Annotated in this window: 25 protein-coding genes; 7 read left to right on the plus strand and 18 right to left on the minus strand. The window is 59.8% G+C overall.

Annotated features, from left to right (window positions below; genetic code table 11):
* Positions 1–31 precede the first annotated feature (31 nt).
* Positions 32–796 carry a helix-turn-helix domain-containing protein gene (locus tag H9Q75_RS04485; protein ID WP_186564917.1) on the minus strand — a complete coding sequence of 255 codons (765 nt, stop codon included), beginning with the start codon at positions 794–796 and terminating at the stop codon, positions 32–34.
* 103 nt (positions 797–899) lie between these two features.
* Entirely contained in the window at positions 900–2,225 is a 1,326-nt protein-coding gene (locus tag H9Q75_RS04490; protein ID WP_186564918.1) for a hypothetical protein, read from the minus strand.
* 246 nt (positions 2,226–2,471) lie between these two features.
* On the opposite strand from H9Q75_RS04490, the gene ilvD reads away from it, so the two are divergent.
* The 3 genes from ilvD to H9Q75_RS04505 all read left to right on the plus strand — a co-directional run bounded on the left by ilvD (position 2,472) and on the right by H9Q75_RS04505 (position 6,643).
* Positions 2,472–4,133, plus strand: coding sequence for a dihydroxy-acid dehydratase (gene ilvD / locus H9Q75_RS04495; protein ID WP_186564919.1), 1,662 nt, complete (start codon positions 2,472–2,474; stop codon positions 4,131–4,133).
* 28 nt (positions 4,134–4,161) lie between these two features.
* Positions 4,162–4,725, plus strand: coding sequence for a TetR/AcrR family transcriptional regulator (locus H9Q75_RS04500; protein WP_186564920.1), 564 nt, complete (start codon positions 4,162–4,164; stop codon positions 4,723–4,725).
* Between the two features lie 142 nt (positions 4,726–4,867).
* On the plus strand, positions 4,868–6,643 hold the full coding sequence (locus tag H9Q75_RS04505) for an oleate hydratase (protein WP_186564921.1): 1,776 nt from the start codon (positions 4,868–4,870) through the stop codon (positions 6,641–6,643).
* A gap of 135 nt (positions 6,644–6,778) precedes the next feature.
* Here H9Q75_RS04505 and H9Q75_RS04510 read toward each other — a convergent pair whose 3' ends face one another.
* The 12 genes from H9Q75_RS04510 to H9Q75_RS04565 all read right to left on the minus strand — a co-directional run bounded on the left by H9Q75_RS04510 (position 6,779) and on the right by H9Q75_RS04565 (position 18,867).
* On the minus strand, positions 6,779–7,921 hold the full coding sequence (locus H9Q75_RS04510; RefSeq protein ID WP_186564922.1) for an acyl-CoA dehydrogenase family protein: 1,143 nt from the start codon (positions 7,919–7,921) through the stop codon (positions 6,779–6,781).
* Between the two features lie 42 nt (positions 7,922–7,963).
* Positions 7,964–8,779 (minus strand): alpha/beta fold hydrolase, encoded by an 816-nt coding sequence (locus H9Q75_RS04515; protein WP_186564923.1) that lies wholly within the window; start codon positions 8,777–8,779, stop codon positions 7,964–7,966.
* Between the two features lie 15 nt (positions 8,780–8,794).
* Positions 8,795–10,108 (minus strand): ABC transporter substrate-binding protein, encoded by a 1,314-nt coding sequence (locus H9Q75_RS04520; protein ID WP_186564924.1) that lies wholly within the window; start codon positions 10,106–10,108, stop codon positions 8,795–8,797.
* A 176-nt stretch (positions 10,109–10,284) separates the two neighbouring features.
* Complete coding sequence (locus tag H9Q75_RS04525) at positions 10,285–11,061, minus strand: enoyl-CoA hydratase-related protein (protein ID WP_186564925.1); 777 nt, start codon at positions 11,059–11,061, stop codon at positions 10,285–10,287.
* A 32-nt stretch (positions 11,062–11,093) separates the two neighbouring features.
* Positions 11,094–12,395 carry an acetyl-CoA hydrolase/transferase family protein gene (locus H9Q75_RS04530; RefSeq protein WP_186564926.1) on the minus strand — a complete coding sequence of 434 codons (1,302 nt, stop codon included), beginning with the start codon at positions 12,393–12,395 and terminating at the stop codon, positions 11,094–11,096.
* A 20-nt stretch (positions 12,396–12,415) separates the two neighbouring features.
* On the minus strand, positions 12,416–13,429 hold the full coding sequence (locus H9Q75_RS04535; RefSeq protein ID WP_186564927.1) for a 3-oxoacyl-ACP synthase: 1,014 nt from the start codon (positions 13,427–13,429) through the stop codon (positions 12,416–12,418).
* 120 nt (positions 13,430–13,549) lie between these two features.
* A complete protein-coding gene (locus H9Q75_RS04540) occupies positions 13,550–14,188 on the minus strand; it encodes a TetR/AcrR family transcriptional regulator (protein ID WP_186564928.1) in 639 nt (212 codons plus the stop codon).
* 352 nt (positions 14,189–14,540) lie between these two features.
* Positions 14,541–15,374 carry a DUF975 family protein gene (locus H9Q75_RS04545; RefSeq protein WP_186564929.1) on the minus strand — a complete coding sequence of 278 codons (834 nt, stop codon included), beginning with the start codon at positions 15,372–15,374 and terminating at the stop codon, positions 14,541–14,543.
* A 32-nt stretch (positions 15,375–15,406) separates the two neighbouring features.
* Complete coding sequence (locus H9Q75_RS04550; protein WP_186564930.1) at positions 15,407–16,426, minus strand: TPM domain-containing protein; 1,020 nt, start codon at positions 16,424–16,426, stop codon at positions 15,407–15,409.
* A 9-nt stretch (positions 16,427–16,435) separates the two neighbouring features.
* Positions 16,436–16,987, minus strand: a complete 552-nt coding sequence (locus tag H9Q75_RS04555) for a hypothetical protein (RefSeq protein ID WP_186564931.1) — start codon at positions 16,985–16,987, stop codon at positions 16,436–16,438.
* A 3-nt stretch (positions 16,988–16,990) separates the two neighbouring features.
* Complete coding sequence (locus H9Q75_RS04560; protein ID WP_186564932.1) at positions 16,991–18,184, minus strand: toxic anion resistance protein; 1,194 nt, start codon at positions 18,182–18,184, stop codon at positions 16,991–16,993.
* Between the two features lie 17 nt (positions 18,185–18,201).
* On the minus strand, positions 18,202–18,867 hold the full coding sequence (locus H9Q75_RS04565; RefSeq protein ID WP_186564933.1) for a 5-bromo-4-chloroindolyl phosphate hydrolysis family protein: 666 nt from the start codon (positions 18,865–18,867) through the stop codon (positions 18,202–18,204).
* Between the two features lie 188 nt (positions 18,868–19,055).
* On the opposite strand from H9Q75_RS04565, the gene ilvA reads away from it, so the two are divergent.
* From ilvA to recR, 3 genes are all read left to right on the plus strand, one after another.
* Positions 19,056–20,282 (plus strand): threonine ammonia-lyase, encoded by a 1,227-nt coding sequence (gene ilvA / locus H9Q75_RS04570; RefSeq protein ID WP_186564934.1) that lies wholly within the window; start codon positions 19,056–19,058, stop codon positions 20,280–20,282.
* A gap of 254 nt (positions 20,283–20,536) precedes the next feature.
* Complete coding sequence (rpe, locus tag H9Q75_RS04575; protein ID WP_186564935.1) at positions 20,537–21,187, plus strand: ribulose-phosphate 3-epimerase; 651 nt, start codon at positions 20,537–20,539, stop codon at positions 21,185–21,187.
* Between the two features lie 13 nt (positions 21,188–21,200).
* A complete protein-coding gene (recR, locus tag H9Q75_RS04580) occupies positions 21,201–21,803 on the plus strand; it encodes a recombination mediator RecR (RefSeq protein ID WP_186564936.1) in 603 nt (200 codons plus the stop codon).
* 158 nt (positions 21,804–21,961) lie between these two features.
* Here recR and H9Q75_RS04585 read toward each other — a convergent pair whose 3' ends face one another.
* Positions 21,962–22,384, minus strand: a complete 423-nt coding sequence (locus H9Q75_RS04585; RefSeq protein WP_186564937.1) for a MarR family winged helix-turn-helix transcriptional regulator — start codon at positions 22,382–22,384, stop codon at positions 21,962–21,964.
* Positions 22,385–22,519: 135 nt separating this feature from the next.
* Between H9Q75_RS04585 and H9Q75_RS04590 the strand changes: the two genes are divergently transcribed.
* Complete coding sequence (locus H9Q75_RS04590; RefSeq protein ID WP_186564938.1) at positions 22,520–23,662, plus strand: acyl-CoA dehydrogenase family protein; 1,143 nt, start codon at positions 22,520–22,522, stop codon at positions 23,660–23,662.
* 167 nt (positions 23,663–23,829) lie between these two features.
* On the opposite strand, the gene H9Q75_RS04595 is transcribed toward H9Q75_RS04590, so the two are convergent.
* From H9Q75_RS04595 to H9Q75_RS04605, 3 genes are read right to left on the minus strand one after another with little or no spacing between them, the layout of a single operon-like run.
* Positions 23,830–24,828, minus strand: coding sequence for an asparaginase (locus tag H9Q75_RS04595; protein WP_186564939.1), 999 nt, complete (start codon positions 24,826–24,828; stop codon positions 23,830–23,832).
* A complete protein-coding gene (locus tag H9Q75_RS04600) occupies positions 24,829–25,425 on the minus strand; it encodes an NAD(P)H-dependent oxidoreductase (RefSeq protein WP_186564940.1) in 597 nt (198 codons plus the stop codon).
* 34 nt (positions 25,426–25,459) lie between these two features.
* A complete protein-coding gene (locus tag H9Q75_RS04605) occupies positions 25,460–26,758 on the minus strand; it encodes an acetyl-CoA hydrolase/transferase family protein (RefSeq protein ID WP_186564941.1) in 1,299 nt (432 codons plus the stop codon).
* Between the last annotated feature and the right edge of the window lie 144 nt (positions 26,759–26,902).

Genomic DNA, 26,902 nt, shown 5'->3' on the forward strand with positions numbered 1-26,902 from the left:
GCCGGGAGCGTCAGCGCTCCCGGCATTTCCCCTATTCATACCGCTTCCCCTGGATGACCGCAGGGAGCACCAGGCCCAGGCAGGCCGCTAGCATCAGAGGGCCGGTCCACCAATCCCCCCACGCCGCTGGAACGGCGTGCCGCAACACCCAGTAGAGGGCGGGATAGACCACCGGGGTCACCGTAGTCCACAGCCGCATGGCCCGCAGGATATGGGGCCAGTTGCGGTTGTTGAAATGCACGCCCGCCAGGTTCATCCGGAACGGTCCGTCTGCGTAAAAGCTGATCTTTCCTTGATCGTAATAGCCGGGCAGCACATCCCGGGCAAAGAGGCAGAGCCACCCCCCAAACAGCAGGCAGAGTCCTTCCACCAGCGCCACATGGTTTCCCAGTTCCTCCCCGGTCAGCCCCAGCCGATAAAGCAGCCACAGCTCTGCCGCCGAGACCGCCAGGGATGCGAACCAAACCGGCCGCCATTTCTTTTTCTCCGCCGCACGGCGCTCCCGCTCTTCCCCGGACAGACGCACGGCGGCGGTCACCAATTCCTCCACCTCGTCCGGGTCCAGTGGGCTGCCCGCCGTCCGTTCCCCTCGCAGCAATTCGGTCACCGTGACGCCCAGGGTCTCCCCCAGGGGGGTGAGCAGGGACACGTCGGGCAGGCTTAGCCCCCGCTCCCACTTGCTCACGGCTTTGTCCGACACATACAGCCGCGCCGCCAAGTCCTTCTGGGTCATCCCCTTCTCCCGGCGCAGGCCGGTTAGAAAGGCGCCGAATTTTTCCTTGTCAATCTCGTACATCCCGCAGCCTCCTTACTCTGCGCCCATTTTACGGGGCTGCGCCCGGCCTGTCAATCGACCAGCAGTAGAGTCCTTCTCCTCCACGGCTTTGCGCCAGCGGTATTCAGCCGCCCTTCCGGCGCAGGAGCACCACCACAACCACCGGCAGAAGGATCACCAGGGAGGACATAATGGTGGTGAACCACACCATCGGGTCCCCGCCGGAGAGGATCTGCACAATGGAAAGGATGGAGGCCAGAATGGACACCATACCGAACAGAGTCAGCACCCATGCCACCGTATCATTGCGGGCCGTCTCAATCTCCTGCTGGTGTTCCACCAGAATATTCAGCTTATGGCTGATATCCTCGATAGCCGCCGGCACCCCATTGGTCTCAATCACCGCCTGATAGATGCGCTTGACGTTGTGCCAGCGGGAGAGATTGGCCGGGTCGACCGTCCCGTAGGCCCGGAATTCCAGCAGCAGCCGCTTGAGGGCCCGCAGCTCTTTCATCCGCTTTTTATCCACCGCCGCGATCAGCTGGGTAAAGCGCAGGCAGGTGTATTTTTCGTACAGCGCCGTCAGAACCAGCGGCAGGCCGTCCTGAGCCTGGGTCTCCATCTCCTCCGCCAGGTCCATGCCCTCATCGGCCACGGCGTAGGAAATGGTCTGGGAGGAGACACAGCACCCCCAGCGGTAGGAGCCCCGGGTCTGGTCCTTCAGGGCGTACACATAGCGCACGTCCTCCTCCGAACCGTCCTCCGCCGGGGTGTCCAGCGGGCTTCTCTGGTGCAGGTTGAAGGTAACCTGCTTCAGCGCCTCCAGGGTGCGGAAGCGCTGGGACACCACCGCGACGGTATACACATAGGCCTCCAACAGCAGCCGGCTGTCCGGGAAAAAACTACGCAGCCCGGCCCGCCCACACAGGTCCAGAACCCGCTTGTCCAGGGAAAAGGAGCGTACTCCTCCGTCTGCGTCCAGGCAGCGGTAGGCCACGCCGTTCTCCGCATAGCCCAGGCGGCAGATGCGGTCAAGCGTCTCTATTTGGGAAAAGGTGAGCCCCAGGCACAAAAAGGCCACCCGCGTATGGAACAGGTACAGATAGGAATTGCACCAGTCAAACTCGCCCTCCGTCCCGTCCTCATCCCGGACCGTAAAGCCATGGGCCCCGGGCAGCTGCGTACCGAAGAGCTGCTCCAGCAGCACCGTCCGCGCCAGCTCGTAGCAGGCCCCCACCGGCTCCCCCTCTCCCTCGTTGAGCATGGCCTTGACGGTCTCGGTCAGGTCTGTGGTCGCAATCCTCCGGCGCCGGCAGGTCCGGGCCAGCCAGTCCTCGTCCACCTCCCCCTCCTCATACTTGAGCGGGATGATCAGATAGCTGCCGAGTTTCCCCTGCCGCAGCATGGATTTCAGCTGGGAAAATTCCTGCGCGCAACGAAGCTCTTCCATATAGCATCTCTCCCCGTCTTTTCTCTGCCCCATGATACCACAAATGCTTTTTGTCTGCGGTATCATGGCGTCGTCCGCGCTTCCGCCCGCAGGGCGGGAGCGGATCGCGCCAGACAGCTGGCAAAACGTCCGCTTTGCGGCTATTTTACCATGTCCCCCGCCGGGCGGCAACTCCGCTCTTGCGGTTTGCCTCCGATTATAGTAGAATAGCGTCAATATCCTCAAGTCATAAGGAGGTCCTTTCCGATGCGCAGCGATAACGTTACCAAAGGCATCCCCGCCGCACCCAACCGCTCCCTGTTCTACGCCCTGGGCTATACCAAGGAGGAGTTGGAGCGCCCCCTCATCGGTGTGGTGTGCTCTTACAATGAGATCGTCCCCGGCCACATGAACCTGGACAAGATTGCCGAGGCCGTCAAGGCCGGCGTGCGGGCCGCTGGCGGCACCCCAGTGGAATTCCCCGCCATCGCCGTGTGCGACGGCATCGCCATGGGCCACGTGGGTATGAAGTACAGTCTGGTCACCCGGGACCTGATCGCCGACTCCACCGAGGCCATGGCCATGGCCCACCAGTTCGACGGGCTGGTGATGATCCCTAACTGTGACAAGAACGTCCCCGGCCTGCTCATGGCGGCCGCCCGGGTAAACATCCCCACCATCTTCTGCTCCGGCGGCCCCATGCTGGCCGGCCGGCTGAACAACGGCCGGCGCACCTGCCTGAGCCACATGTTTGAGGCCGTCGGCTCCTACTACGCGGGCAAGCTGGACGAGGAGGGCGTGGAGGAGTATGAGCTCAACGCCTGCCCCACCTGCGGCTCCTGCTCCGGCATGTACACCGCCAACTCCATGAACTGCCTGACCGAGGCCATCGGCATGGCCCTGGCCGGCAACGGCACCATCCCGGCGGTCTACTCCGCCCGGCTGCGCCTGGCCAAGCACGCGGGCATGCAGATCATGGAGCTGGTCAGGCGCGGCATCCGCCCCCGGGACATTATGACCGAGGCCGCCTTCCACAACGCCGACACCGTGGATATGGCCCTGGGCTGCTCCACCAACACCATGCTCCACCTGCCCGCCATCGCCCACGAGTGCGGCATCGAGCTGTCCCTGGACATGTCCAACGAGATCTCCTCCCGCACCCCCAACCTGTGCCACCTGGCCCCCGCGGGGGAGACCTATATGGAGGACCTGGATCGGGCGGGCGGTGTCTACGCGGTGATGAAGGAGCTAACCCGCAAAAACCTGCTGGACACCTCGGTGCTCACTGTCACGGGCAAAACTCTGGCGGAGAACCTGGAGGGCGCGGTCAACCGCGATCCGGAGCTGATCCGTCCCATTGACAACCCCTACTCCGCCGACGGCGGCATCGCCGTGCTCAAGGGCAACCTAGCCCCCGAGGGCTGCGTGGTCAAGCGCTCCGCCGTGGCCCCGGAGATGATGGCCCACACCGGCCCCGCCCGGGTCTTTGACAGCGAGGACGACGCCATTCAGGCCATCTACGCCGGCAAAATCGTCCCCGGCGACGTGGTCATCATTCGCTACGAGGGGCCCAAAGGCGGCCCCGGCATGCGTGAAATGCTCAACCCCACCTCCGCCATCTGCGGCATGGGCCTGGGAGAGAGCGTGGCCCTCATCACCGACGGCCGCTTCTCCGGCGCCACCCGTGGCGCCGCCATCGGCCATGTCTCCCCCGAGGCGGCCCTGGGCGGACCCATCGCCCTGATTGAAGAGGGGGACATTGTCTCCATCGACATCCCCGCCTGCCGGATTGAGATGCAGGTGGACGACGCCGTCCTGGCCGCCCGCCGCGCCAAGTGGACCTGTCCAGAGCCCAAGATCAGGACAGGCTACCTGGCCCGGTACGCCAAGCTGGTCTCCTCCGCCGCCCGGGGCGCGGTGCTGGAATAAATTCCAATCGGCATAGGAGGGTCTTGCTTTGTCTCAAACCACCAAGCGCGCGCTGGAGGCTTCCCTCAAACACCTGCTACTGCAAAAGCCGCTGGATAAGATCACCATCAGTGATATTGCGGAGGACTGCGGCATCAGCCGGATGACCTTTTACTACCACTTCAAGGATATTTACGACCTGATCGAGTGGTCCTGTGTGGAGGATGCCGCCAGGGCCCTGGAGGGGAAAAAGACCTATAACACCTGGGAGCAGGGCTTTCTTCAGATCTTTGAGGCGGTCCTGGACAACAGGCCCTTTGTCATGAACGTCTATCATTCCGTTAGCAGGGAGCAGATTGAGCGCTACCTTTACCAGCTGACCTATGACCTGCTCATCGGTGTGGTGGAGGAAAAGGCGGCCGGTATGTCTGTGCGGGATGAGGACAAAAAGTTTATTGCGGACTTTTATAAATTTGCCTTTGTGGGGCTGATGCTGGACTGGATCAAAAACGGCATGAAGGAGGACCCCCAGTCCATCATTGACCGGCTGAGCATTCTGCTCCACGGGAACATTGCCGCCGCGCTGGACCGCTACCGCGCCGACCGCGGTTAAACAAACCGCCCTGTCTGTTCAAAGTCTGAACAATTCCGGCGCCGTGCTCAAAGTTTGAGCACGGCGCCGGTTCTGTTTATTGCCTTACCGTCCTTCTGGTGGCACAATAGGGCCATCAAAAAGAAAACGGAGGCAATGAACCATGTATTATTCCAGCGGTAATTATGAAGCCTTTGCCCGCCCCCGGAAGCCGGAGGGCGTGGACGGGAAGTCGGCCTATATCATCGGCAGCGGCTTGGCTGCCTTGGCGGCCGCCTGCTTCCTAGTCCGGGACGGTCAGATGAAGGGCGAGCACGTGCATATTCTGGAGAAAGACTCCATCCCAGGCGGTGCCTGCGACGGCTACAAATATGAAAATGTGGGCTATGTGATGCGGGGCGGCCGGGAGATGGACAACCACTTTGAGTGTATGTGGGATCTGTTCCGCTCGATCCCCTCCATCGAGACCGAGGGTGTCTCCGTCCTGGACGAGTACTACTGGCTGAACAAGGCCGACCCCAACTACTCCCTGTGCCGGGCCACGGTAGACCGGGGACAGGACGCCCACACAGATGGGAAATTTGCCATCTCCGACCGGGGCGCCATGGAGATCATGAAGCTCTTTTTTACCCCCAACGAGCAGCTTCAGGACAAGCGCATCACGGATGTGTTTGACGACGAGGTACTCACCTCCAACTTCTGGCTGTACTGGCGCACCATGTTTGCCTTTGAAAACTGGCACTCCGCCCTGGAAATGAAGCTGTATCTCCAGCGCTTTATCCACCACATCGGCGGGCTGCCCGACTTCAAGGCCCTTCGCTTTACCAAGTACAATCAGTACGAGTCCATGATTCTGCCCATGGTCAAGTACCTGGAGGGTTTCGGCGTGCAGTTCCATTACGGCGTGCAGGTCACCAACGTGACCTTTGACTGTGCTGGCGGCAGAAAGCTGGCTACCGGCATCCAGGTCCTGAGGGATGGAAAGGCGGAGACCATCGGTCTGACGGAAAACGACCTGGTGTTTATCACCAACGGCGGCTGTGTGGAAAATTCCTCCATGGGCAGCCAGGATACGCCCGCCGCCTTTCACACCGCGCTCAAGCCCGGCGGAGGCTGGGACATGTGGCGCAAAATTGCCGCCCAAGACCCCTCCTTCGGTCATCCCGACAAGTTCTGCTCCGACCCGGAGCAGACCAACTGGATGAGCGCCACCGTAGAGACCCTGGACCAAAGGATTATTCCTTACATTAAAAACATCTGCAAACGGGACCCCTTCACCGGCAAGGTGGTCACCGGCGGCATCGTCACCGTGAAGGACTCCTCCTGGCTGATGAGCTGGACCATCAACCGCCAGCCCCAGTTCCGCCAGCAGCCTAAGGACCACTGCCTGGTGTGGGTCTATTCCCTGTTCACCGACAAGCCCGGCGATTTTGTCAAAAAGCCCATGCGGGAGTGCACCGGCAGGGAAATCTGCATGGAGTGGCTCTACCACATCGGCGTGCCGCTGGATGAAATCGAGGACATGGCCGCCCACAGCGCCAACACCGTGCCGGTGATGATGCCCTATATCGACGCCTTCTTTATGCCCCGCGCCTACGGCGACCGGCCCGACGTGGTTCCGGAGGGCGCTGTGAACTTCGCCTTCCTGGGTCAGTTCGCCGAGACCAAGCGGGACACCATCTTCACCACCGAGTATTCCATCCGCACTGGCATGGAGGCAGTCTATACCCTTCTGAATGTGGACCGGGGTGTGCCTGAGGTATGGGGCAGCGTCTATGATATCCGCGATCTTCTCAACGCCACGGTGCAACTGCGCGACGGCAGAAAGCTCACAGATATGGATCTGGGCTTCAAGGAGAAGCTGGTTTTGAAGGAGGCTCTGAAGAAAATCGAGGGCACCGAGCTGGAAAAGCTGCTCAAGGAATATCAGGTCATATGACCAATCAAAAAACTTAGGGCAGGAAGCTCCCTATCTTCTGTCGTAACAACTGCAATAACGATGCTCTATAGGTTCTAGGGTAAAAAGAAGACCTCCAGCTTAGCCGGAGGTCTTCCTCTTTTTAATACTTTTAGTTTAGCGGAAAAGGGCGCCACTGATAACTAGCTTCTGAATCTCGTTGGTACCCTCGTAGATCTGGGTGATCTTGGCATCGCGCATCATGCGCTCCACATGATAGTCCTTCATGTAGCCGTTGCCGCCCAGCATCTGGACAGCCTCGGTGGTCACCTTCATGGCGATGTTGGTGCAAGTCATCTTGGCCATGGCAGCAGGCACGGTATAGGGCTTGCCCTCTTCCTTGCAGATAGCGGCCTTGTAGAGCATCAGCTCAGCAGTCTCAATGTCGGTCTTCAGCTCGGCCATCTTGAAGGCCAGGTACTGCTGCTTGCTGATGGGCTTACCAAACTGCTCACGCTCCATCATGTACTTGCGGGCGATCTCGAAAGCGCCCTTAGCCAGACCCAGGCCCTGAGCAGCAACGCCGATACGACCTCCGTCCAGAGTCTTCATGGCCAGCTTGAAGCCCTCGCCGGGCTTGGCTATCATGTTCTCAGCAGGAACGCGCACATTCTCCAGATGCATATCAGAAACAGGAGCGGTACGGATACCCATCTTGTTCTCGATAACGCCTACGGTGAAGCCGGGAGTACCCTTCTCAACCACAAAAGCGGCCATACCCTTGGTGCCCAGAGCGGGATCGGTCAGGGCGTACACCACGGTGTAGTCAGCCAGAGGGCCGTTGGTGTTGAAGCACTTTGAGCCGTTGATGATGTAGCTGTCGCCATCCTGAACAGCAACAGTGCGCTGGCCGGCGGCATCGGAACCGGCGGTGTGCTCTGTTAGACCGAAGGAACCGATCTTCTTGCCGTAAGTGATGGGAGCCAAGTACTTCTTCTTGATCTCGTCAGGGGCGGAGGAGTTCATGATGCTACCGCCATACAAGGAGGTATCCACAGAGAAGGAGATGCCGAAAGCGGCGTCAACCTTGGAAATCTCCTCCACAGCCAGTATGTAACTGAGATAGCTGCCGCCCATGCCTCCCAACTCAGTAGGGTAAGGCAGGCCGTAGATGCCGGTCTCGCCCAGCTTGCGGAACTGCTCCATGGGGAACTCGCTGGCGGCGTCACGCTCACGAACCTGGGGGAGGAGCTCCTTTTCAGCAAACTCGCGGGCCAGAGCCTGAATCTGCTTCTGCTCTTGTGTCAACTCAAAATTCATAGTTATTTCCTTTCTCGTCCGGTTTCATACCGTCCATTAAAACTAGATAAACTTGAAGTCCAGGATACTTGCGTTGGTAAATCCCAACAACAACGAGGTCATCAACTCCGGTCTTTCATACATAGAGGCATGTCCGCTGTTGGGGATCACCATATGGCGACTGTTCGGAATCTGGGAAACCAGGAACCGCTGCTCCTCCACGGGGATGAGGTAATCGTACTCACTAGACACCACCAGGGTGGGGGCCTCGATACGCGGCAACTCTTCCCGGATGTCGTAGCCCACACCGCTATTTGTCAGGCGGACCATCCCCTCCAAGAAGGCTCTGTCGTGGAAGAGGGGGGTGAGGGCCACCCTGCGCCGTTCCATCCATGCATTTTCCCGGGTATAAAAATCCGGAGAATAGATGATCGGGATGGTGGCAAGGTAAAAGGCGTCGCCGTCATATGCCGCCTTGTTCCACGACTCCCCAATATCCCGCAGCCACGGGCTGGTCCACGCAGTAGTGTTGAACAGGAGCAACCTGTCCAGACGATGGGGATACTTGAGAGCAAATTGGAGGGCGATTTTTCCGCCGTAAGAATAGCCCATGATGTTAGCCTGTTTCACATTCAAATGGTCCAGCAGCGCCAGGACAAGTTCCACCTGGAGGTCCTGCTCATAGGGTCCATCTGCCCGGTCCGACCGGCCCTGATCGAGAAAATCCATAAATATCAGGCGATTCTGGGCCGACCAGGCCTCCACATATGCTTCCCAGCTTCTGACGGACATCATGATGCCATTGAGGATGAGCAGGGGCTTTCCAGCCCCGTGCTCCTCATAGTAGATTTGCTTTCCATTAAAGTTTAGATAGGGCAAAGTTCTTCACCAACCTTATTTCACACCGGCGAGGATCTCGTCAATGCTCTCCAGAGGATACATCTGAGCCCAGCCGATACCGGAGGGATCGTTCTTGTCGCAGCGGAACAGGTTCATGGACTGAGTACCGGTACGCATGCCGCCAGCATAGTCGATAACAGCACCGAAGGGGATGGCCACGGGCGCCTCTTCCATAGCGGCGATGTAGTTGGTCCAGGTGACCTCCTCGCCAGAATCCTCCAGGCGGCGCAGGCCTTCACAGAAGGTGGCTCCGGCGATCCAGCCGCACTGAGCGTAAGCGTTCAGGGCGTACTCCTCGGGGATCCACTCCAGGTACAGGTTATAGGCCTCCTGGTTGACCTCCGTGGTGTAGTCCAGCCAGCCGTTGGCGTAGACATCGAACTTTCCGCTGATTGATTCATAAATCAGGTCAGTCATTGCCATGGAGCAGTTGACATAGGAGGTGATAGCGGGAACGTCCATTCCCTGGGCGACCATCTCCTTGACTATGGTGGGCATGGTGGCCTGGATCGCTGCCACGATAACGGCATCCACACCCTCGCTCTTGATGGCGGTGACGGCGCTGGATGCATCTGCAGTTCCAGCAACAACCTGCTGGGACACCAGCTCCACGCCCAACTCCTGGGCTTTCATCTGCGCGCCGTTCATCATGTCCTTGCCCGCATCGTCGTTGGTATAGATCACGCCGATTTTTCGAGCGTTAAAGTTGGCCACACAGCGGGCGGTCATCAGCTGCCCCTCCGTGATATAGATGGGCTGCACAGGGAAGAGATTTACTCCGTCCGCATTGGTGGTCGCACCTTCGGCGTAGAGCTGACCGATGCCGGTGGCAAAGTAGACAGTAGGAATGCCGTAGCTCTTCAGATCGTCCACGGTGGCGGCCACCACGGGGGTACCGAAATCCATGACGATGGCAAAGACCTTCACGTCCTCCACCAGCTCCTGCAGGTAGGCCTTGCCCTTGATAGGGTCGAAGTCGTCATCCCTGTGGACATAGGTAATTTTTCTTCCGCCGATACCACCAGACTCATTCACCATCTCCAAGTAGGCTTCCAGGCCCGCTACCATGGGAATACCGGTAGAAGCCAGAGCTCCGGAGACGGAGCAGGTGTTGCCGATCAGAATTTCAGTGTCGGTGACCCCTTGGGTGCCATCGTCAACAGGGGTCGGCGTGGAGGAGGGCTGGATGGCGGGTGTCTCATTTGCACCCTGGGAGGTGGGTGTCGGCTTTGCTGCAGTACCGCTACAAGCTGCAAGGGAGAGGATCATCAGTGCTGCCAGTGCCAGAGAGACCAGTCGCTTTTTCATTTGAATACCTCCTAAATATTTTGTCTCTTTACTTAAAGAGCGATTGGACGGTACACGATTGCTGCTTGCCCTCTTCAGAACAGATAAATTGACCTTGCGGGGAGACTACGGGTAGGGGAACACTTGAGTCACTTATAAGCCGACGGGACCCTAAGGTCATGCCTGCGTTTTTGAGCTTACCGCCCCTGGAAGTGTTTTTCCTTCCGTTTTTCCACAAAGGCAGACATACCCTCGGTTTGGTCCTCCGTGGAGAAGCAGAGACCGAAAGCCTCGGCCTCATAGGCCACGCCGGTATCAATGTCGGTTTGCGTGCCTTTGCGGATACAGCGCTTGGCCTGCCGCACGGCAATCTGCGCATTTGCCAGGAAAGACCTGGCCAGCTCCTCCGCCGCGGCCATCAGCTGATCGTGGGGCAGTACCCTGTTGACCAGACCGATGCGTTCAGCCTCAACCGCGTCAATCTGCCTGCCGCTGAGAATCAGCTCCATGGCCCGCCCAGTCCCAACGATGCGGGGCAGACGCTGGGTGCCGCCGAAGCCGGGGGTGATGCCCAGTCCCACCTCGGGCTGGGCAAATTTCGCCTTTTCACTGGCAATCCGCACGTCGCAGGCCATGGCCAGCTCACAGCCACCGCCCAGAGCAAAACCGTTGACGGCGGCGATAACGGGTTTGGAGAGATTCTCAATGTTCAAAAACACCTCGTTGGCCCAGACGCCCCAGGCCTTGCCCTCCACGGCGGTCATAGGCAGCATGGCGGTGATGTCGGCCCCCGCCACAAAGGAGCGCCCGGTGCCGGTGAGGATCACCACATCGACTTGGCTGTCTTTGTCCAGGGCCTTGAAGGCCTCCTCCAGCGCGCCCATAACCTCCGCGTTGAGGGCGTTGAGGGCCTCCGGTCGGTTGATAGTAACAGTGGCGATGCGGTCTTTCTTTTCCAGTAGAACGGTAGACATGAGAAACGCTTCCTTTCTTTTTTATTTGAGCTTTACCAGATTCGCAACTCTTTCGCCTGGCAGCGGAGTTGGTCACGGAATTTGGGATGGGCGATGGAAATCAGATTCTCCACACGCTCCCGGATGGGGCGCCCCCGCAGAGGCGCGATACCGAACTCGGTGACTACGTAGTCCACGTCGTTGCGGCTGAGTGTGGTCACCGTCCCTGACTCCATGGTGGGGATGATGGTGGAAATCGCTCCATTCTTGGCGGTGGCATGGAGGGCGATAATGGATTTCCCGCCCCTGGACAGTTGCGCGCCGTAAGCGGTTTCAAACTGACCTCCGGTGGCGGAAAACTGCCGGGGGCCAATGGACTCGGAGGCCACTGCCCCAGTGAGATCCACCTGAAGAGCTGTGTTGACGCTGACCTGATTATCATTCATAGCGATGAGATAGGGATTATTGACGATACTGCCCCGGTGGAGTTCGACCTGCGGATTGTCGTCAATAAAATCGTAGAGTGCCTGACTGCCCAGGACCAGGGTGCCGATCATTTTTCCAGGCCACAGCTTTTTGTGTTGATTGGTGATGACCCCCTGCTCCCAGAGACGGGCCATGGAGTCGGTGATCAGTTCAGTGTGAACACCCAGGTCATTTTTGTCCGACAGGTGGTTCCCCACTGCGTCCGGAATATTGCCGATGCCCAGCTGGATACAGGCGCCGTCTTCAATGAGGGAGGCGACGTGCCTGCCGATGGCATCTTCCGCCTCGCCAATGGGCGCGGGAGAGGTGGTGGGCATGGGGGCGGAGTGCTCCACCACAAAGTCCACGTCCCGGAGGTGGACGGTATTTCCGCCAAAGACCCGGGGTGCCTGGTCGTTGACCTCAATCACCACGATATCGGCCGCCTCCAGCATATCCATCTCGTAGGCCACGCTCATACCCAAGTTGAAGTTCCCGTGGCTGTCCATGGGGGAGGACATCCCCCAGAACATCGTAGGGCGCTGATAAGACAGTTTCTTCGCGGCCAGAAGGCCCAGTCCCCCGGGCATAAGACTGACCAGCCCGGTGGGGTGAGCTGCGCGCTCCTTCGCCCCGTAAAACCACGCCTCCAACAGGAGGCTTTCCTCCATCCCAGGCTCGGCGAGGAAGGGATAATCTCCCATAAGAAAGGAAGACTGGAGCGTCACATTTCGGGCGCGGGACTGAATCCGATGGATGCCGGACAGCAACCCCTGGGGATTGCCCGCAAACTGACCTGCACTGATAAAAGCGCCGTCGTGGATCATATCGATAATCTGCTCCACAGAGCGCAGGCGCTCCTGATAGTCCTTTAAATAAGCACTTTCCATGCTGTTGCCACCGTCCCCCTCTACCAGCGGATCGCCGCGCCACCCCACGTATAGCTGATTCCCATAGAGTTGAGGCCCACTAGATCCCCTTTGTGAATGAGTCCCTCCGCCTCGGCCAGGGCTGCGCCGATGAGCATATCCAACTGGCCCATGTGGCCGTGCTTTCGGAGATAATAGCTCTTTTCCAGGGGCAGCCCCACCATCTCGCATACCGTCTTTTGGGCCTTGACGTTCATGTGTAGCGGGATGTAGAAGTCCAAGTCCGCCAGGGTATTCCCAGACTTAGCCAGCGCCTTCTCCATGGAACCGATCAGATTTTTATAGGTCACCGCGCCCAGGTCGTTTCGGAACCCATCTGGATCGGTAAGCCGCCAGGAGTGGTAGTAGGGCTGGTCTAGATTTTCATGGGTGATGGGGATGCGGGTGCCTCCGCCGGGGACGATGATGGCGTCGTGGAATCGGCCGTCGGTAATGCAGTGGCATCCCAGAATCTGACGATCGGGCCATCCCTCCTTAATAATACAGGCCGCGCCGGCGGTGGATAGGTCGTAGAAGAAGGACATGCTCCGGTCGGCATAGTCCACCTTATCCGTATTCCGGTAGCCCCCTACCAGCATGACCGTATGGATGTCCTCCTCACACTGGATATACATCTTGGCCTGCTGAAGCGCCGGAATGGCGGAGGCGCATTTGCACTCCTCCTGGTACACCCAGGCATTCACCGCGCCAATAGCGTTTTGTACGGCCGGGCCGATAGAATAGAGTATGTAATCGCCATAGTTTTCCCCAAAGTAGATGATCAGGTCGATCTCCTTGGGGTCGACGCCGGTATTCTTCAGACAATCCTTGGCCGCCTCAATGGCTAGTACACTGGTGTGGTCTTTCGGTCCGGCGTAGTGGAGCCCGTCCAACCCCATTTTGTCGCGCACCACCTCCTCTGGCGCCCCAGTCCGCTGGGCAATTTCGCGGTAATCACGGTAGGACTTTGGAAAATACATTCCAAAGCCCACGATCCCACAGCCTGTCTCCTTCATAACGTTCCCTCCCACATAAATAAATAAAAAATTATTTTGGTTATTTGGTATTTGTCAGGGTATAAAAACTGCTCCAGCGCCACCCGCCTGAGAGGCAAGCCGCTGGAGCAGCTCATTCCCTCAGGAGGTAATGGCCGGCTGGTCGCTGATTTTAGAACGGTTAAGGGTATCCACAATAGAGAGAGTCAAACGCTCAATCACCTCGTCATAGACGTCATATCCAATGGCGTAGTCATGCCACCGCAGGAAATTAAGGGCACGTAGCATTTCGGCTATGATCCGGCCCGAGATAGAAAAAGTGCCTCTTTTGTCCATCCACCCCTGGATCATTTCCGCCATCTCCATGTTCATCTCATGGTTATAGCTCAACAGGCTCTCCCGGGCACCGATCTCGCTGATGAGATCCAGGCCGCGGAACTTGTACATGATATCCAGAATAGGGCGCTTGGAGAGAATGTCCCGCATGTCTCTGGCATAACCCGCCACGATCGCTCCAATCTCTACCTCGGGCCCCATGTTATCATATTTGTTCCGATAAAACTGATGGGCCTTTTGCCGTTCGCGCTGGTATACCTGCATAAAAAGGTCACCCTTGGAGTTAAAAAAGGCATAAAAAGAGGCTTTGGAGATGCCAGCCTCCCGGGTCAGGCCCTCTATATTAGTCTTGTCCAAGCCATACCGCTCGAACATCTCCAGCCCTACATCCAAAAGCCGCCCCCGGATCAGTTCCTTTTCTTCTTCTGTAAAATGCCTTGGCATGGCAATGCACCCTTTCGTATCCGCTAGTGTCAACGATAGGATTATAGCACATGCCATGTAAAATTGCCAGAGTCTTCCGAAGACTGGCCAAAGTCGTTTCTTAATAACCGATTCGGATTTTTGGTTATTGCAAATTTATTATATATAACACGCAAGGTTTTGTCAATATTTTTTGTGAAGAATAACAAAAATCTCTCTGAAGTCATACCTGAATGCGTACTGCACCGCTTGGCGGCCGGGATTTAGGGCACAGCACCAACACGAACAAGATAGCAATGAGGCCCATTTAACGCAATTCCCTTCTCTCCAGAAAAAACGTGCGGACAGCTCTTGTCCGCACGTTTTTTGCAGCTTAGAAGGCAGGGCCTGGGTTGTTGACCGGCGGCGCAGGGGGCTCCGGAAATGCTCCATATACCACCCAGCTGTAGAAATTGGCCTGGCTGGCCGACTGATAGGGGCTGACCCACAGGCTCAGGATGCCAAAGGTGAGCAGCTCCAGGATCATCCATCCCAGGAAGGACAGGTCCATAACAAACAGGGGCCACTTCCAGCCCTTCATGGTCTGCTTGCTCTGCCGGATGCACTCCATCACGCCCCAATCCGGATGGTCCAGCATGAAATAGAGGGCCAGACGATACCGATAGCTCACCGATACGCCGAAAATCGTGCCCACAATCGCCAGGAGAACCGCCAGGACCATCAGCCCGGCGCTCTGGCTGACCGCAGCAATCACCATAACGATCATATAGGGGATCATAGCCAGCATGGTCCACAGCCACACAAATATGGCAATCAGGAGGTTGATGCCGATGACCCGCCCCACCACTGCGAAGCCGTCCATCAGATTGCGGTAGCCGGGCTGCTCCCAGCGGGAGAGCCTCAGCGCGTAAGAGGTATAGCCGAACTGCATCACACAGGTGTACAGGCTAATCAGAATCTGCAGCACCAAATACAGCCCTACCCGCCCAGGGGTAAAAATGGTCTGAAAAATCCGCTCCGGCGCATACACGCCGTCCATCAGATACAGATACGCGGTCTGAAACGGATCGCTCACAAACGCCATAATCACATTGGTGAGCACAGTGGTCAGCAGAAAATAGATCAGCGTCACCAGTGCCGGATGAGGGTAGGTCCCCCGGATGCTGGCGCGGGCTCTCATTTTGGCCTCAGGCCGGTTAAATCCCATCTAGAATTCCTCTCTTTCTCTCACTCATCCGCTCAGCGCCGACCCGCGCCGCCGCCCCGGAAGCCGCCTCCGCCACCGCGGAAGCTGCCGCCGCCAAAGCCCCCGCGGGAACCGCCGCCAAAGCCCCCGCGGCCTCCCCCAAAGGGCCCTCCGGTCCGGCCCGCGCCGCCGCCGCGGAAACTGCCGCCGCCAAAGGGGCCGCCGCCCATGGGCGGACGGGGGCCCCGGTCTCTGGGCGGACGGGGTCTTGGGGGCGGAGGCGGCGGATAGCAGCCGTGGGTGCGGTAGTACCGCCGCCCGCCCCACCCAAAGATAAAGGGCCGGTAGACATAGGGCGGAGGCGGCATGCCGGGCATACAGTAGCGTCTGCGATAACGGCTGTATCGGCTGCTGTCCATCGCCAGCACCACAATGAGCACCAGGATCACAAAGAACACCACAAATCCCACCATGGGGCCCACGAAAAAGAAAATCCGGTCATTTTCCGCCTCGGGCGTATAGACCGGTTTTGGCCCCTCGGGCTGGACGTCCTGTACACCGCCCGAGGTAACGCCATAGTAGTCTATGTACCAGTTATAGATGTCATCAAAGAAATTGCGCACCGCCCGGTCATACTCCCCAGCGTCGTAATCGTCGTAAAAGGAGTCCTCCAGATAGCGCTCGATTCTGGAGGCGGACAGGGCGCTCTGCAGGCCGGAGCCCGCCATGGCGTACACCTTGTTCTCCCCCACGGCGAATACCAGCAGGAAGCCGTTGTTAAGCTCCCCGTCGCCGATGCCGCCCCAGTTCTCCGCCACCGCCATGGCGTAGTCGTCGCTGGACATGCCGTCCATAAAGTCCACCGCCACCACCACGATCTCTCCACCGGTGGCGCTGAGCAGGGTCTTGTTCTGCTCAATGATATACTCCTCCGTATCCGCGTCAATCACGCCGGCCTCGTCGCACACGTAGAACTCCTCCGTGGGCTCCGCCACCGCCAGGGCTGCGCCGGAGAGCAGACCCAGGCACAGCATGGCACAGCACAGGATGGAAAGCAGCTTATGTCGTTTCATTGGTTCCTCCTAAGATGCGGCGAATACTTCAGCCTCGCGGACAAAGGTCAGGCGGCCCAGCAGACTGGCCGGAAACGCGCCCAGGACCCTTTCGTTAAACGCCTCCGCCGCCTGGTTATAGGGGTCCCGGGCGATGGTGTCCGCCCGGGCAGCCAGGTCGGTGCGGAAGCCCTGGACATACTCCGCGTCCTTTTCCGTCAGCGTCTGGCGCTCCAACTCGTCCAGCACCGCCTCCGCTTCCTCCATCAGCCGGTCGTAGGCGGAGTGGGCACTGGTGATGCCATGCCAGTCCGCAAGCATGTTCCGGCTGCCCTCCAGTTTGGCCAGGGCATTCTCCTCCAGGTAGCGCCCGGCCACGGTGAGCAGGTTGGCCGTAATATCCAGGCATTCGTTCAGGTCGGCTGCGATGGAGTAGCCGCTGCCGTCCCCCTGATAGAATATCGCCTCCACCTTGGCGCGCTCAGTGGTCAGAGAGCGGTGGGTCCCCAGCAGGACGGAGAGGAGGATGACCGCCGTCATCACCACCATAGCGCCGGTGTGGGATTTGAAAAAGGCCTTCATGGCTCAGCCCCGCAGTTCCAAAAGCTTCTGCTTGAGCTCACCCTCGATACGGCCCAGCTCCACCTCGGCCTCCCGGCGCTTCTGCGCGCCCTCCTGCTGAATCTTCATCACCTCATCCAGGGTGGAAATGAGCTGTTGGTTGGTGTGCTGCAGGGTCTGGATGTCCACCACGCTCCGCTCGGCCTCCTTGGCGGTCTCCACCGTGCCCATCTTGAGCATGTCGGCGTTCTTTTTCAGCAGGTCATTGGTCATGCTAGTCACCGCGCTCTGGGCCTGGGTGGCTTGGCGGGAGTGCTCCAGCCCCAGAGCCAGCACCATCTGGCTCTTCCACAGGGGGATGGTGTTCACCAACGAGGACTGAATCTTCTCCAACATCAGTGTGTCGTTGTTCTGCAGAAGCCGGGTCTGGGGGCCCATCTGAATGGAGATCATCCTGGTCAGCTCCAGATCGTGGATCTTTTTCTCAAACCGGGTGCACATGTTGGCCAGGTCGTTATAGGCCTGGGCATCCTCCTGGGCACCGGTCTGGGCCGCCTTTTTGCGCAGATCCTCCAGCTCGTTCTCCCGCACCTGCTGAAGGCGCTTTTTGCCCGCCAGGATGTACATGGTCAGCTCCTTGTAGTATTTGGTGTTGAGCTCGTACATCTGGTCCAGCATGGCGATGTCCTTCATCAGGGTCACCTGGTGCCCCTCCAGCACGGCGACAATTTTGTCCACGTTGGCCTCCGCCTTGGAGTAGGAGGCCTTCATGGCCTCCAGCTCATTGCGCTTTTTCTTGAAAAAGCCGAAGATGCCCTTCTCCTCCTCCTGGCCGAAGCCCTTGAGCTCCACCACCAGGGAGGATAGGGCCTGGCCCACCTCGCCCAGGTCCTTGGTGCGCACGGAATTGAGGGTGCTCTCGGAGAAGCCGGCGATGTTCTTCTGCGCCGCCGCGCCGTACTGAAGCACTACGTTGGAATCTGTAATGTCAATTTTCTGCGCAAAGTCGTTGACCATCTTGCGCTCGGCCTCGGAGAGCTGGCTCTCATCCAGCTGCACAGCCTTGGCGTCCCGCGCCTTCTGCGCCTCCGCCTCGTCCACGGCCACGGTTGGGTCCAGGGTCAGGGTGGGGGCCGACGGGGCCTGGGCGGCCGCAGCCGCGGTGTTCAAATCCGGAGTCAGGGTCAGTTCGGGCATCTTATCCTGATTGTCGCTCATTCTTTTATCCTCCATTCTCACAATTCCATTTTCAGCTGGCCGTCCCCGACCCCTTCCTGGGCCAGGAGCTGTTCCATTACGGTAATATCGGCAGAGATGTCCAGCGCCTCGTCTGCAAACAGCGCGTCCAGCTGCTTGTCAAACGCCCGGACAATGGTATCCATCATATGCTCAATCTTGCCCATAGTCCCGTCGATATTGGTCCCCGACACCCCCGCGTCATCCATACGGTCGTATGCGTTGAGCAGCTTGAGTGTGGTGGGCAGGTAGTAGCTGAGAAAGCGACGGATCTGGGGCAGCTTGCCGGGGTGCTCCGCCACATGGGCGATGATCTTCCGCGTGGTCTCCTCCAGACGGTCGATCTGGGCGGAAATCGTTTCGTCTTCGATGCTGTCGTTCAGCCGGCGCATCTCCGACAGGGCCCGGTCCCGCTCGGCCATGAGCGCGTCGATCTCCGGATTGCCCGTGGTCTCCGGTTCGCGCTTCACCTCCGGTTCCGGGTCGGGTACGATCAGGATCTTGTCCGGGAAAAGCCTGCGGCCCAGCAGATAGAGCGCCACAGAGCCCGCTGCCAGGAGGGCGAAGTGCCACCAGGCGTACATGGGGCCGAACAGCGCCCAAATCACCCAGAGGAGCGCCACGATATACAGCGGCGCCGCCGACTTTTTTACGATTTTTGCCATGGACATCCCTCCTGCCGGCCGCCCGTCCGCGCCCTCTGCGCGGTATGGAAACACAGAGCGCATCTTATCTTAATATTGTACCTTTCCCGCCTCCAGGTGTCAAGAACACGTTGACTTTCCCGGGAAAACTCAGTATGATTAGAGCATAAACTCATTTTTGGATGTTGGATAAAGGAAGTCTCTCAACTATGCTCACCCTAAAAGAATTTAAACAGGCCCGGAGTGTGCTCTCCGGTGTGATCCTGAACACCAACCTGATCTACAGCAAGTCCTTCTCCAAAGCCGCCGGCAATCACGTGTACATCAAGCCGGAGAACATGCAGGTCACCGGCGCCTATAAAATCCGTGGCGCTTATTACAAGATCAGCACCCTCAGCGGCGAGGACCGCTCCCGGGGGCTGATCACCGCTTCGGCGGGCAACCACGCCCAGGGCGTGGCCTACGCCGCCCAGCACGCGGGGGTGAGCGCCACCATTGTCATGCCCACCACCACGCCCCTGGTGAAGGTAAACAACACCAAGGACTACGGGGCCAACGTGATCCTCCATGGGGAGACCTTCGACGACGCGGCCGCCCTGGCCGCCAAGCTCTCCCAGGAGCAGGGACTGACCTATGTCCATCCCTTCAACGACCCCGCCGTGGCCACCGGCCAGGGCACCATCTCCTACGAGATCTTTCAGGACCTGCCCGACGTGGATGTGATCCTGGTCCCCATCGGTGGCGGCGGACTGGCGGCGGGCGTGTCCACACTTGCCAAGCTGCTCAACCCCAACGTGCAGGTCATCGGGGTGGAGCCCACGGGCGCGGCCTCCATGAAGGCCAGCCTGGAGGCGGGCCATGTGGTCACACTGGAGCGGGTGGACACCATTGCCGACGGCGTGGCGGTCAAGACCCCCGGCGACAAGATTTTTCCCTATATCCAGAAAAATATAGACCAGATCATCACCATCGACGACAGCGAGCTGGTGGACGCCTTCCTGGATGTGATGGAAAAGCACAAAATGGTTGTGGAGAATGCCGGCCTGCTTACCATCGCCGCGCTCTCCCACCTAGACTGCAGGGGTAAAAATGTGGTCAGCGTCCTCTCCGGCGGCAACATGGACGTCATCACCGTGGCCAGTCTGGTCCAGCACGGGCTAATCAACCGCGGGCGGGTGTTCTCCTTCTCGGTACAGCTGCCCGACCGCCCCGGCGAGCTGCTGCGGGTGGCGGAAATTGTGGCCAGGGAGAACGGCAACATCATCAAGCTGGAGCACAACCAGTTCGTCAACATCAACCGCCAGAGCGGCGTGGAACTGCGGGTCACCTTGGAGGCCTTCGGCCACGCCCACAAGCGGGCCATTCTGGACGCCATGTGCCAGGCCGGTTATCAGGCGCGGGAATGCCACACAAACCAGCTGTACAACCAGGTATAACCTGATCTGCCGCCGCCCGCCGGGAGGCTGTCCCGGCGGGCGGCTATCTGAAATGCGGCGCGCAATTCCGGGGGCAGGGCCGCCGGGCCGGACGTATGTGGGAGCCGGGGGAGAACCGGCGGGGCGCCCGGGCGTCATCCGCTTGGTGTATCCTATGCGCCCACCTCCGGGACCGTGTGCCCTCCGGGAATGTCCTGTTCCTCTTTTATACCTTACCACAGTTTTGTAACGTCAGTGAAAGGTTGCGTTAAACTATGATTAAAATTGCGCCTTCGATCCTCTCCGCCGATTTTGCCAATCTGGAGCGGGATATTGCCCGGGTGGCCCGTGGCGGGGCCGACTGGCTTCACGTGGATGTGATGGATGGAAACTTTGTGCCCAATATCACCCTCGGCCCCCCGGTGGTCCAATCCGTGCGGGCGTGCACCGACCTGTTTCTGGACGTACACCTGATGATCGACAAGCCCGTGCGCTATATCGAGGCCTTCGCCCGGGCCGGGGCCGACCTGATCTCCGTCCATCTGGAGGCCGACCACCCCACCCGCATCGCCGAGGCCCTGCGGGAGATGGACCGGTGCGGGGTGCACAAGGCGGTGGCCCTACGCCCCATCACCGCCGCCCGCGCGGTGCTGCCCTATCTGGAGCAGCTGGACCTGGTGCTGGTGATGACCGTGGAGCCCGGCTTCGGTGGACAGGCCTTCATGGAGGAGCAGCTGGAGACCGTGGCCCAGATGCGGGCGCTCATTGCGCGCCATAACCCTGCCTGCCGCCTGGAGGTGGACGGCGGGGTCAACGCCAAGACCGCCCCCCGGGTGATTGCCGCCGGCGCGGACACCCTGGTGGCCGGCTCCGCCGTGTACGGTGCGGCGGACCCCGCCGCCGCCATCGCCGCCCTGCGCGGGTAAGGGGGAGCGGCCTATGGAATATTTTCCCCCCGCTCTGGAGCGCCTGGTGGAGCAGTTTGCCCGTCTGCCCGGAGTCGGGCGCAAATCCGCCCAGCGGCTGGCCTTTTTCGTCCTCGCCCTGCCGGAGGAGGAGGCCGCCGCCTTTGCCGACGCCATTGTCTCCGCCAAGCGCTCTATCCACTGCTGCCCCGTGTGCCAGAACTTTGCCGAGGGTGATGGGCTGTGCCCCATCTGCGCCAGCCCCAAGCGGGACCAGAGCGTCATCTGCGTGGTGGCCGACCCCAAGGACGTGATCGCTATGGAGCGCTCCCGGGAGTACACAGGCACCTATCACGTGCTCCACGGCGTCATCTCCCCCATGAATCACGTGGGGCCGGATGATCTGCACATCCGGGAGCTGACTGCAAGGGTGGCCTGCGGCGGCGTGGCCGAGGTCATTATGGCCACCAACCCGGACACTGAGGGAGAGGCCACCGCCATGTATCTCTCCCGGCTGCTCAAGCCCTTTCAGGTGAAGGTTACGCGCCTGGCCTACGGCATCCCGGTGGGCAGCCATCTGGAGTACGCCGACGACGCCACCCTCCTGCGCGCCCTGGAGGGCCGCAGGGAGATGTAAATTCGCCTCAACCGCGGAAATCCGGGCATCAGAACGTGCCGCCCAGACCCTTTTGTCCGGGGCGCTTCTTGTACTGCGGGACGCCGGTCAATCCGGCAATCAAAACAAAACAGCGCCTGCCGCCTAATGGGCGGCAGGCGCTGTTCGTTTTTTCCGGGTTACTTCAATTCCAGGTCCGCAATGACAATCAGCGCGCGGCGGAGGGCCTCCTGTTCCTCCACGGAAAAGGGGGCGAGCACCCGTTGGTTCATTTCTTCGATAATTGCCTCCACCGGCGCCTGTAGCTCCAGCCCCCGCTTGGTAGGAGAGACCCGGATGGTCCGGCGGTTCTCTGAGTCGATGGCCCGGTCGATCAGGCCGTTTTTCTGCATCCGGTCCAGAATGCTGGACACCGAGGATGCCTCCAGGTGCAGGATCTCCCCAATCTGCTTGGGCGTCAGTCTCCCCTCTCTCCACAGGCAACTGAGTACGCCGTACTGGGCGGGGGTAATGCCGTGGGGAGCCAGCCGGGCATTCAAGTATTGAAAAACCGTATGTTGGGAAGCGCTGAGCAGAAAATTGATGCAGCGGTATAATTCCATTTTTATCACTCCTGTGCTTGACATTATACTATGGCTGTGCTAATATTGTCAACGTCAACAACTTTTCTTATGCAGAAATGTTTTAATAAAAAATTATACGTATTCAAAATTTTTAAGTAACAGGAGGAAACAGACATGAATTTCGAACTCAGTGAACAGCAGAGAGCCATTCAAAAACTGGCCCGGGACTTTGCAGAGAGGGAGCTTCTCCCTGGCGTTCTGGAGCGGGACGCCCAGGAAATTTTCCCCCTGGACGCATTCCGGAAGCTGGGGGCCATGGGCCTGTACGGCCTGCCCTATCCGAAGGAGTTTGGGGGTATGGGAGGCTCTCCGCTGGACTATGTGCTGGCCGTGGAGGAGATCTCCAAGGTGGACGCGGCTTTCGGCATCTCCTTCTCGGTGAACACCTCTCTCTATGGCGGCAGCATTATGAACTCCTCCGCCACGGAGGAGCAGAAAAAGCGGTTCCTCTCCCCTATTGCCAGCGGCAAGGCCATCGGCTCCTTCGGTCTGACTGAGCCCAATGCCGGCAGCGACGCGGCGGGCCAGCAGACCATCGCCGTCCGGGACGGGGACGACTATATTCTCAACGGCTCCAAGTGCTTTAACACCAACGGTCCTGTGGCCGACTACACGGTGATTTACTGCCTGACCGACCCCTCCATTGGTACCAAGAGCATGGCCGCCTTCGTGGTGGAAAAGGGCACGCCCGGCTTCACCGTGGGCAAGCGGGAGGACAAGATGGGAATCCGCTCCGCCCAGGTGTCCGACCTGCACCTGCATGATGTGCGGGTCTCCGCCGACCACATGATCGCCAAGCCCGGCGAGGGCTTCAAGCTGGCTATGAAAACCCTGGACGGCGGTCGCATCGGCGTGGGCGCCCAGGCGCTGGGCATTGCCAAGGGCGCCTTTGAGATCGCCCGGAAGTATATGATGGAACGGGTGCAGTTCGGCAAGCCCATCTGTAAGCAGCAGTATCTGGCCTTCCGGATGGCGGAGCTGTACACGGAGATTGAAAAGGCGGAGCTGCTGCTCTACAAGGCCGCCGTGCTGGAGGGGGAGGGCAAGCCCTTTACCGCCGCCGCGGCCATGGCCAAGATGACCTGCTCCGACACCGCCATGCGGGTAGCCACCGAATGCGTCCAGCTGCTGGGCGGCAACGGCTATATGAAGGGTTACCATGTGGAGCGCATGATGCGTGACGCCAAGATCACCCAAATTTACGAGGGTACCAACGAGATTCAGCGTCTAGTCATCAGCGGTGGACTGTTCCGCTGATGCCGAAAATTGGCCCGCATGCGCCCCGGCAAAACCGGGGTGCATGCGGGCCAACTGAATATGGACGGGGTTTGTTTCCTCCGTTCCGACGTCAGGTCTCCGTTTTCCCGCCCCCTGCCTCTATGGGTGCAGCCTGGGAACGGCGCCCATAGAGGCAGGGGGCGTTCTCACGACGCGCAAATCTCTCCCGCCAAACTGGTTTCAAACATGCGGCGGACCTCGCCCAAATCCTCTGTCTGCCCCAGGGCCCACATGAGCTTGGTCACCGCGGCCTCGGTGGTCATGTCCCGGCCCGGGATGACCCCCTCTGCCAGCGCCCGCTGACCCACCTCATAGAGGGAAAAGTCGCTGGGCTCATAAAGACACTGACTGCACACCACCACGGCGATCCCGGCCCGGGCGGCCGCCCGCAGCTTGGCCGTAAGGTCGCGGCGGATAAAGTGCAGGCCGCCGGCGCCGAAGGCCTCGATCACAATGCCCCGGTAGTGCATCTGAAGCAGCATGTCAAACAGCTCCGGATCCAGGCCCGGGGTGAGCTTGATGAGAAATACCTTTGGGCAAAGGCGGTCCCGCAGCTCACAGTCCCCCCGTACCGCCGGAATGGACTGCCTATGTATCTCCAGCCCCTTGCCGTCCACCACAGCGGCCAGGGGCCAGTTGACGCTCTCAAACGCGTCAAAGTCTGTGGTCCTGATTTTCACCCCGCGACAGCCCAGCATCACCTTCCGGTCAAAGGCCAGAAAAACCCCCGGCACTGCCGAGGCAGCCATGGCCAGGGCTGTGCGCAGATTCTCCAGGCCGTCGGTCAGCGGGTGGCCCATGGGCAGCTGGGAGCCGGTGAGCACCACGGGAATCCGGATCCCCTGCAGCATGAAGGACAGCATGGAGGCCGTATAGGCCATGGTATCCGTCCCATGGGTGATGACGATCCCGTCATAGTCCTCCCGGCTGCGGAACACATGCCCCGCGATCACCTGCCACTCCTCCGGCTGGATGTTGGAGGAGTCGAGGTGCAAAATATCCCGGATGGACACCTGATAGTGCTCCCACACCCCGTGCGGGAGCATCCCGGCCAATGTGGCGCCATTCAGTCCGGGCGCCAGCCCCTCTCTTGTGGGCAGGCAGGCAATGGTGCCTCCCGTGGTCAGCAGCAAGACCTTTTTCATTTAAAAGGTCTCCGCCAGGGCCGCGCCCCGCTCCATAGCCGCCGCCAGAAGCGCGCCGGCGTCGTTGCGCGCATCGTCCAGCCCCTCCGCATCCAGGCAGACCAGCTCCGGGATGCCGTACATCACACACAGGGCCTCCAGCTGGCGCCGGCCCATCTCCAGCGGCGTGCCCGCATAGTAACCACCCCGGGTGGTCACCAGCAGCATGCGCTTTGCCCGACACAGCCCCTTCATGGCCCCCGTGGAGTCATAGCCAAAGGTGATGTTGGTCACCGAAATGCGCTCCAGATAGATCTTTAAAATGGACGGGAAGGACAGGTCCCAGAAGGGCGCGGCGATGACGATGCGGTCCGCCCCGGCAAACTGCCGCGCCGGTTCAAACATGGGCTGGTCCAGCCGGCCGGCCGCCCACAGGGCGTCCCGCTGGGCGAGCACCTCCGGGTACTGGGGCTCCAGCCTCTGGAGACACAGATCCCGCCGCACCACGGCAGTGTCCGGATGTTTGTCCTGGTATGTCTTAAGAAAATGCTCCGCCAGCTTCCGGGTGCGAGAGCGCTCCCCCCGCACACAGGCGTCAATGAAAAGCAGCTGTTCCATAGCTTTCTCCTCCTGTTTTCTTTGTCTGCCGGGCCTACCAGAGCATCCACTGGTCCGCCTGCCGGCGCAGCTCGGCGCGGAAATCCGGGTGGGCCACAGCGATGAGGTTTTCCACCCTCTGGCGGATGGTACGGTCCCGCAGGGGGGCGATGCCGTATTCCGTAACCACATAGTCCGCCAGATTGCGGGGAATGGACACCACTGCGCCGGGGGTCAGCTGGGCCTTGAGCTTGGAGACAGCGCCGCCCTTTGCCGTGGACGTGATGGCCACAATGCCCCGTCCCCCCTTGGAGTGATAGGCGCCATAGGCGAAATCGCAGGCACCGCCGGTGCCGGAAAACTGCCGGGGCCCCACGCTCTCCGAGCAGATCTGACCTGTCAGGTCCAGCTCCAGCGCCGTATTCACGGAGACCATATTGTCGTTCTGTGCGATGACAAAGGGGTCGTTGGTGTAGCTGCACCGGCGCATCTCAATCATCCCACCCCCGGCCATCAGATCGTAGAGCGCCTGGTCCCCCCAGGCGAAGGCGCCCACGGACTTGCCGGGGTTGAGGTTTTTACGGCTGTTATTCACCGCTCCGGAGCGCATCAGCCGCCCCATGGAGGCGGTAATCATCTCCGTATGGACGCCCAGATCCCGTTTGTCCAGGAGCTTCTCCCCCACCGCCCCCGGCATGCCGCCGATGCCCAGCTGGATACAGTCACCGTCCCGAATCAGTGAAGAGACATACTCCGCAATCTTCTCTTCCACGGGCGAGGCCGGGGTGGCCGGCGCATAGGGGAGGGGGCTGTCCTCCACCTCATAGAGGTAGTCCGCCGCCTCGATGGGCACCATGGTCTCCCCGCCCATGCGCGGAATATTGGGGTTGATTTCAAAGATCACCCGGTCTGCGGCCTCCATCCACTCCAGCGACGCCTCCAGATCAAAGGCAAGGGAGACCCGCCCGTCCGGATCCATGGGGCTGACCGCACAAACATGGACAGTGGGCCTGCGGGCACGGATCGTACTGGCCGCGATGGAGTGGAGATTGCCCGGGACCAGAGAGACCCGTCTGACGGGGTGCATTCGGCGGCACGCGGGGCCGTAAAACGCGCTGAGGAAGTCAATATGCCCCTCCAGCGCAGGGTCTAATATGACCGGATAATCCTCCATATTATTCATCATCCACAGGCAAACGCCCTCCACCCGCGGTCCCACGGTGTGGAGCTGCCTGAGGAAATGGATCGGCTCGTTTCCATAACAGCTTGTGGTAATACAGTCTCCCGAGCGCACCAGCTCCAGCGCCCCCTCCACTGTCCCCAGCCTGGCCTGATAGGCCTCCTGCTTGGTCATAGTTTGTCCTCCTCCTGCTTCCAAATAACCGCTGATTGCAGTTTACCACAAATGTCCCGGCTGCGCCATTCCCCAAAACAGAATTGCAGCGCTTTCCGGCAAAAATTCACACAATACAGTTGCATTTTCTTTTTTTAATGGTAT

This window comes from Lawsonibacter celer (assembly GCF_014281125.1).
Taxonomy (GTDB): domain Bacteria; phylum Bacillota; class Clostridia; order Oscillospirales; family Oscillospiraceae; genus Lawsonibacter_B; species Lawsonibacter_B celer.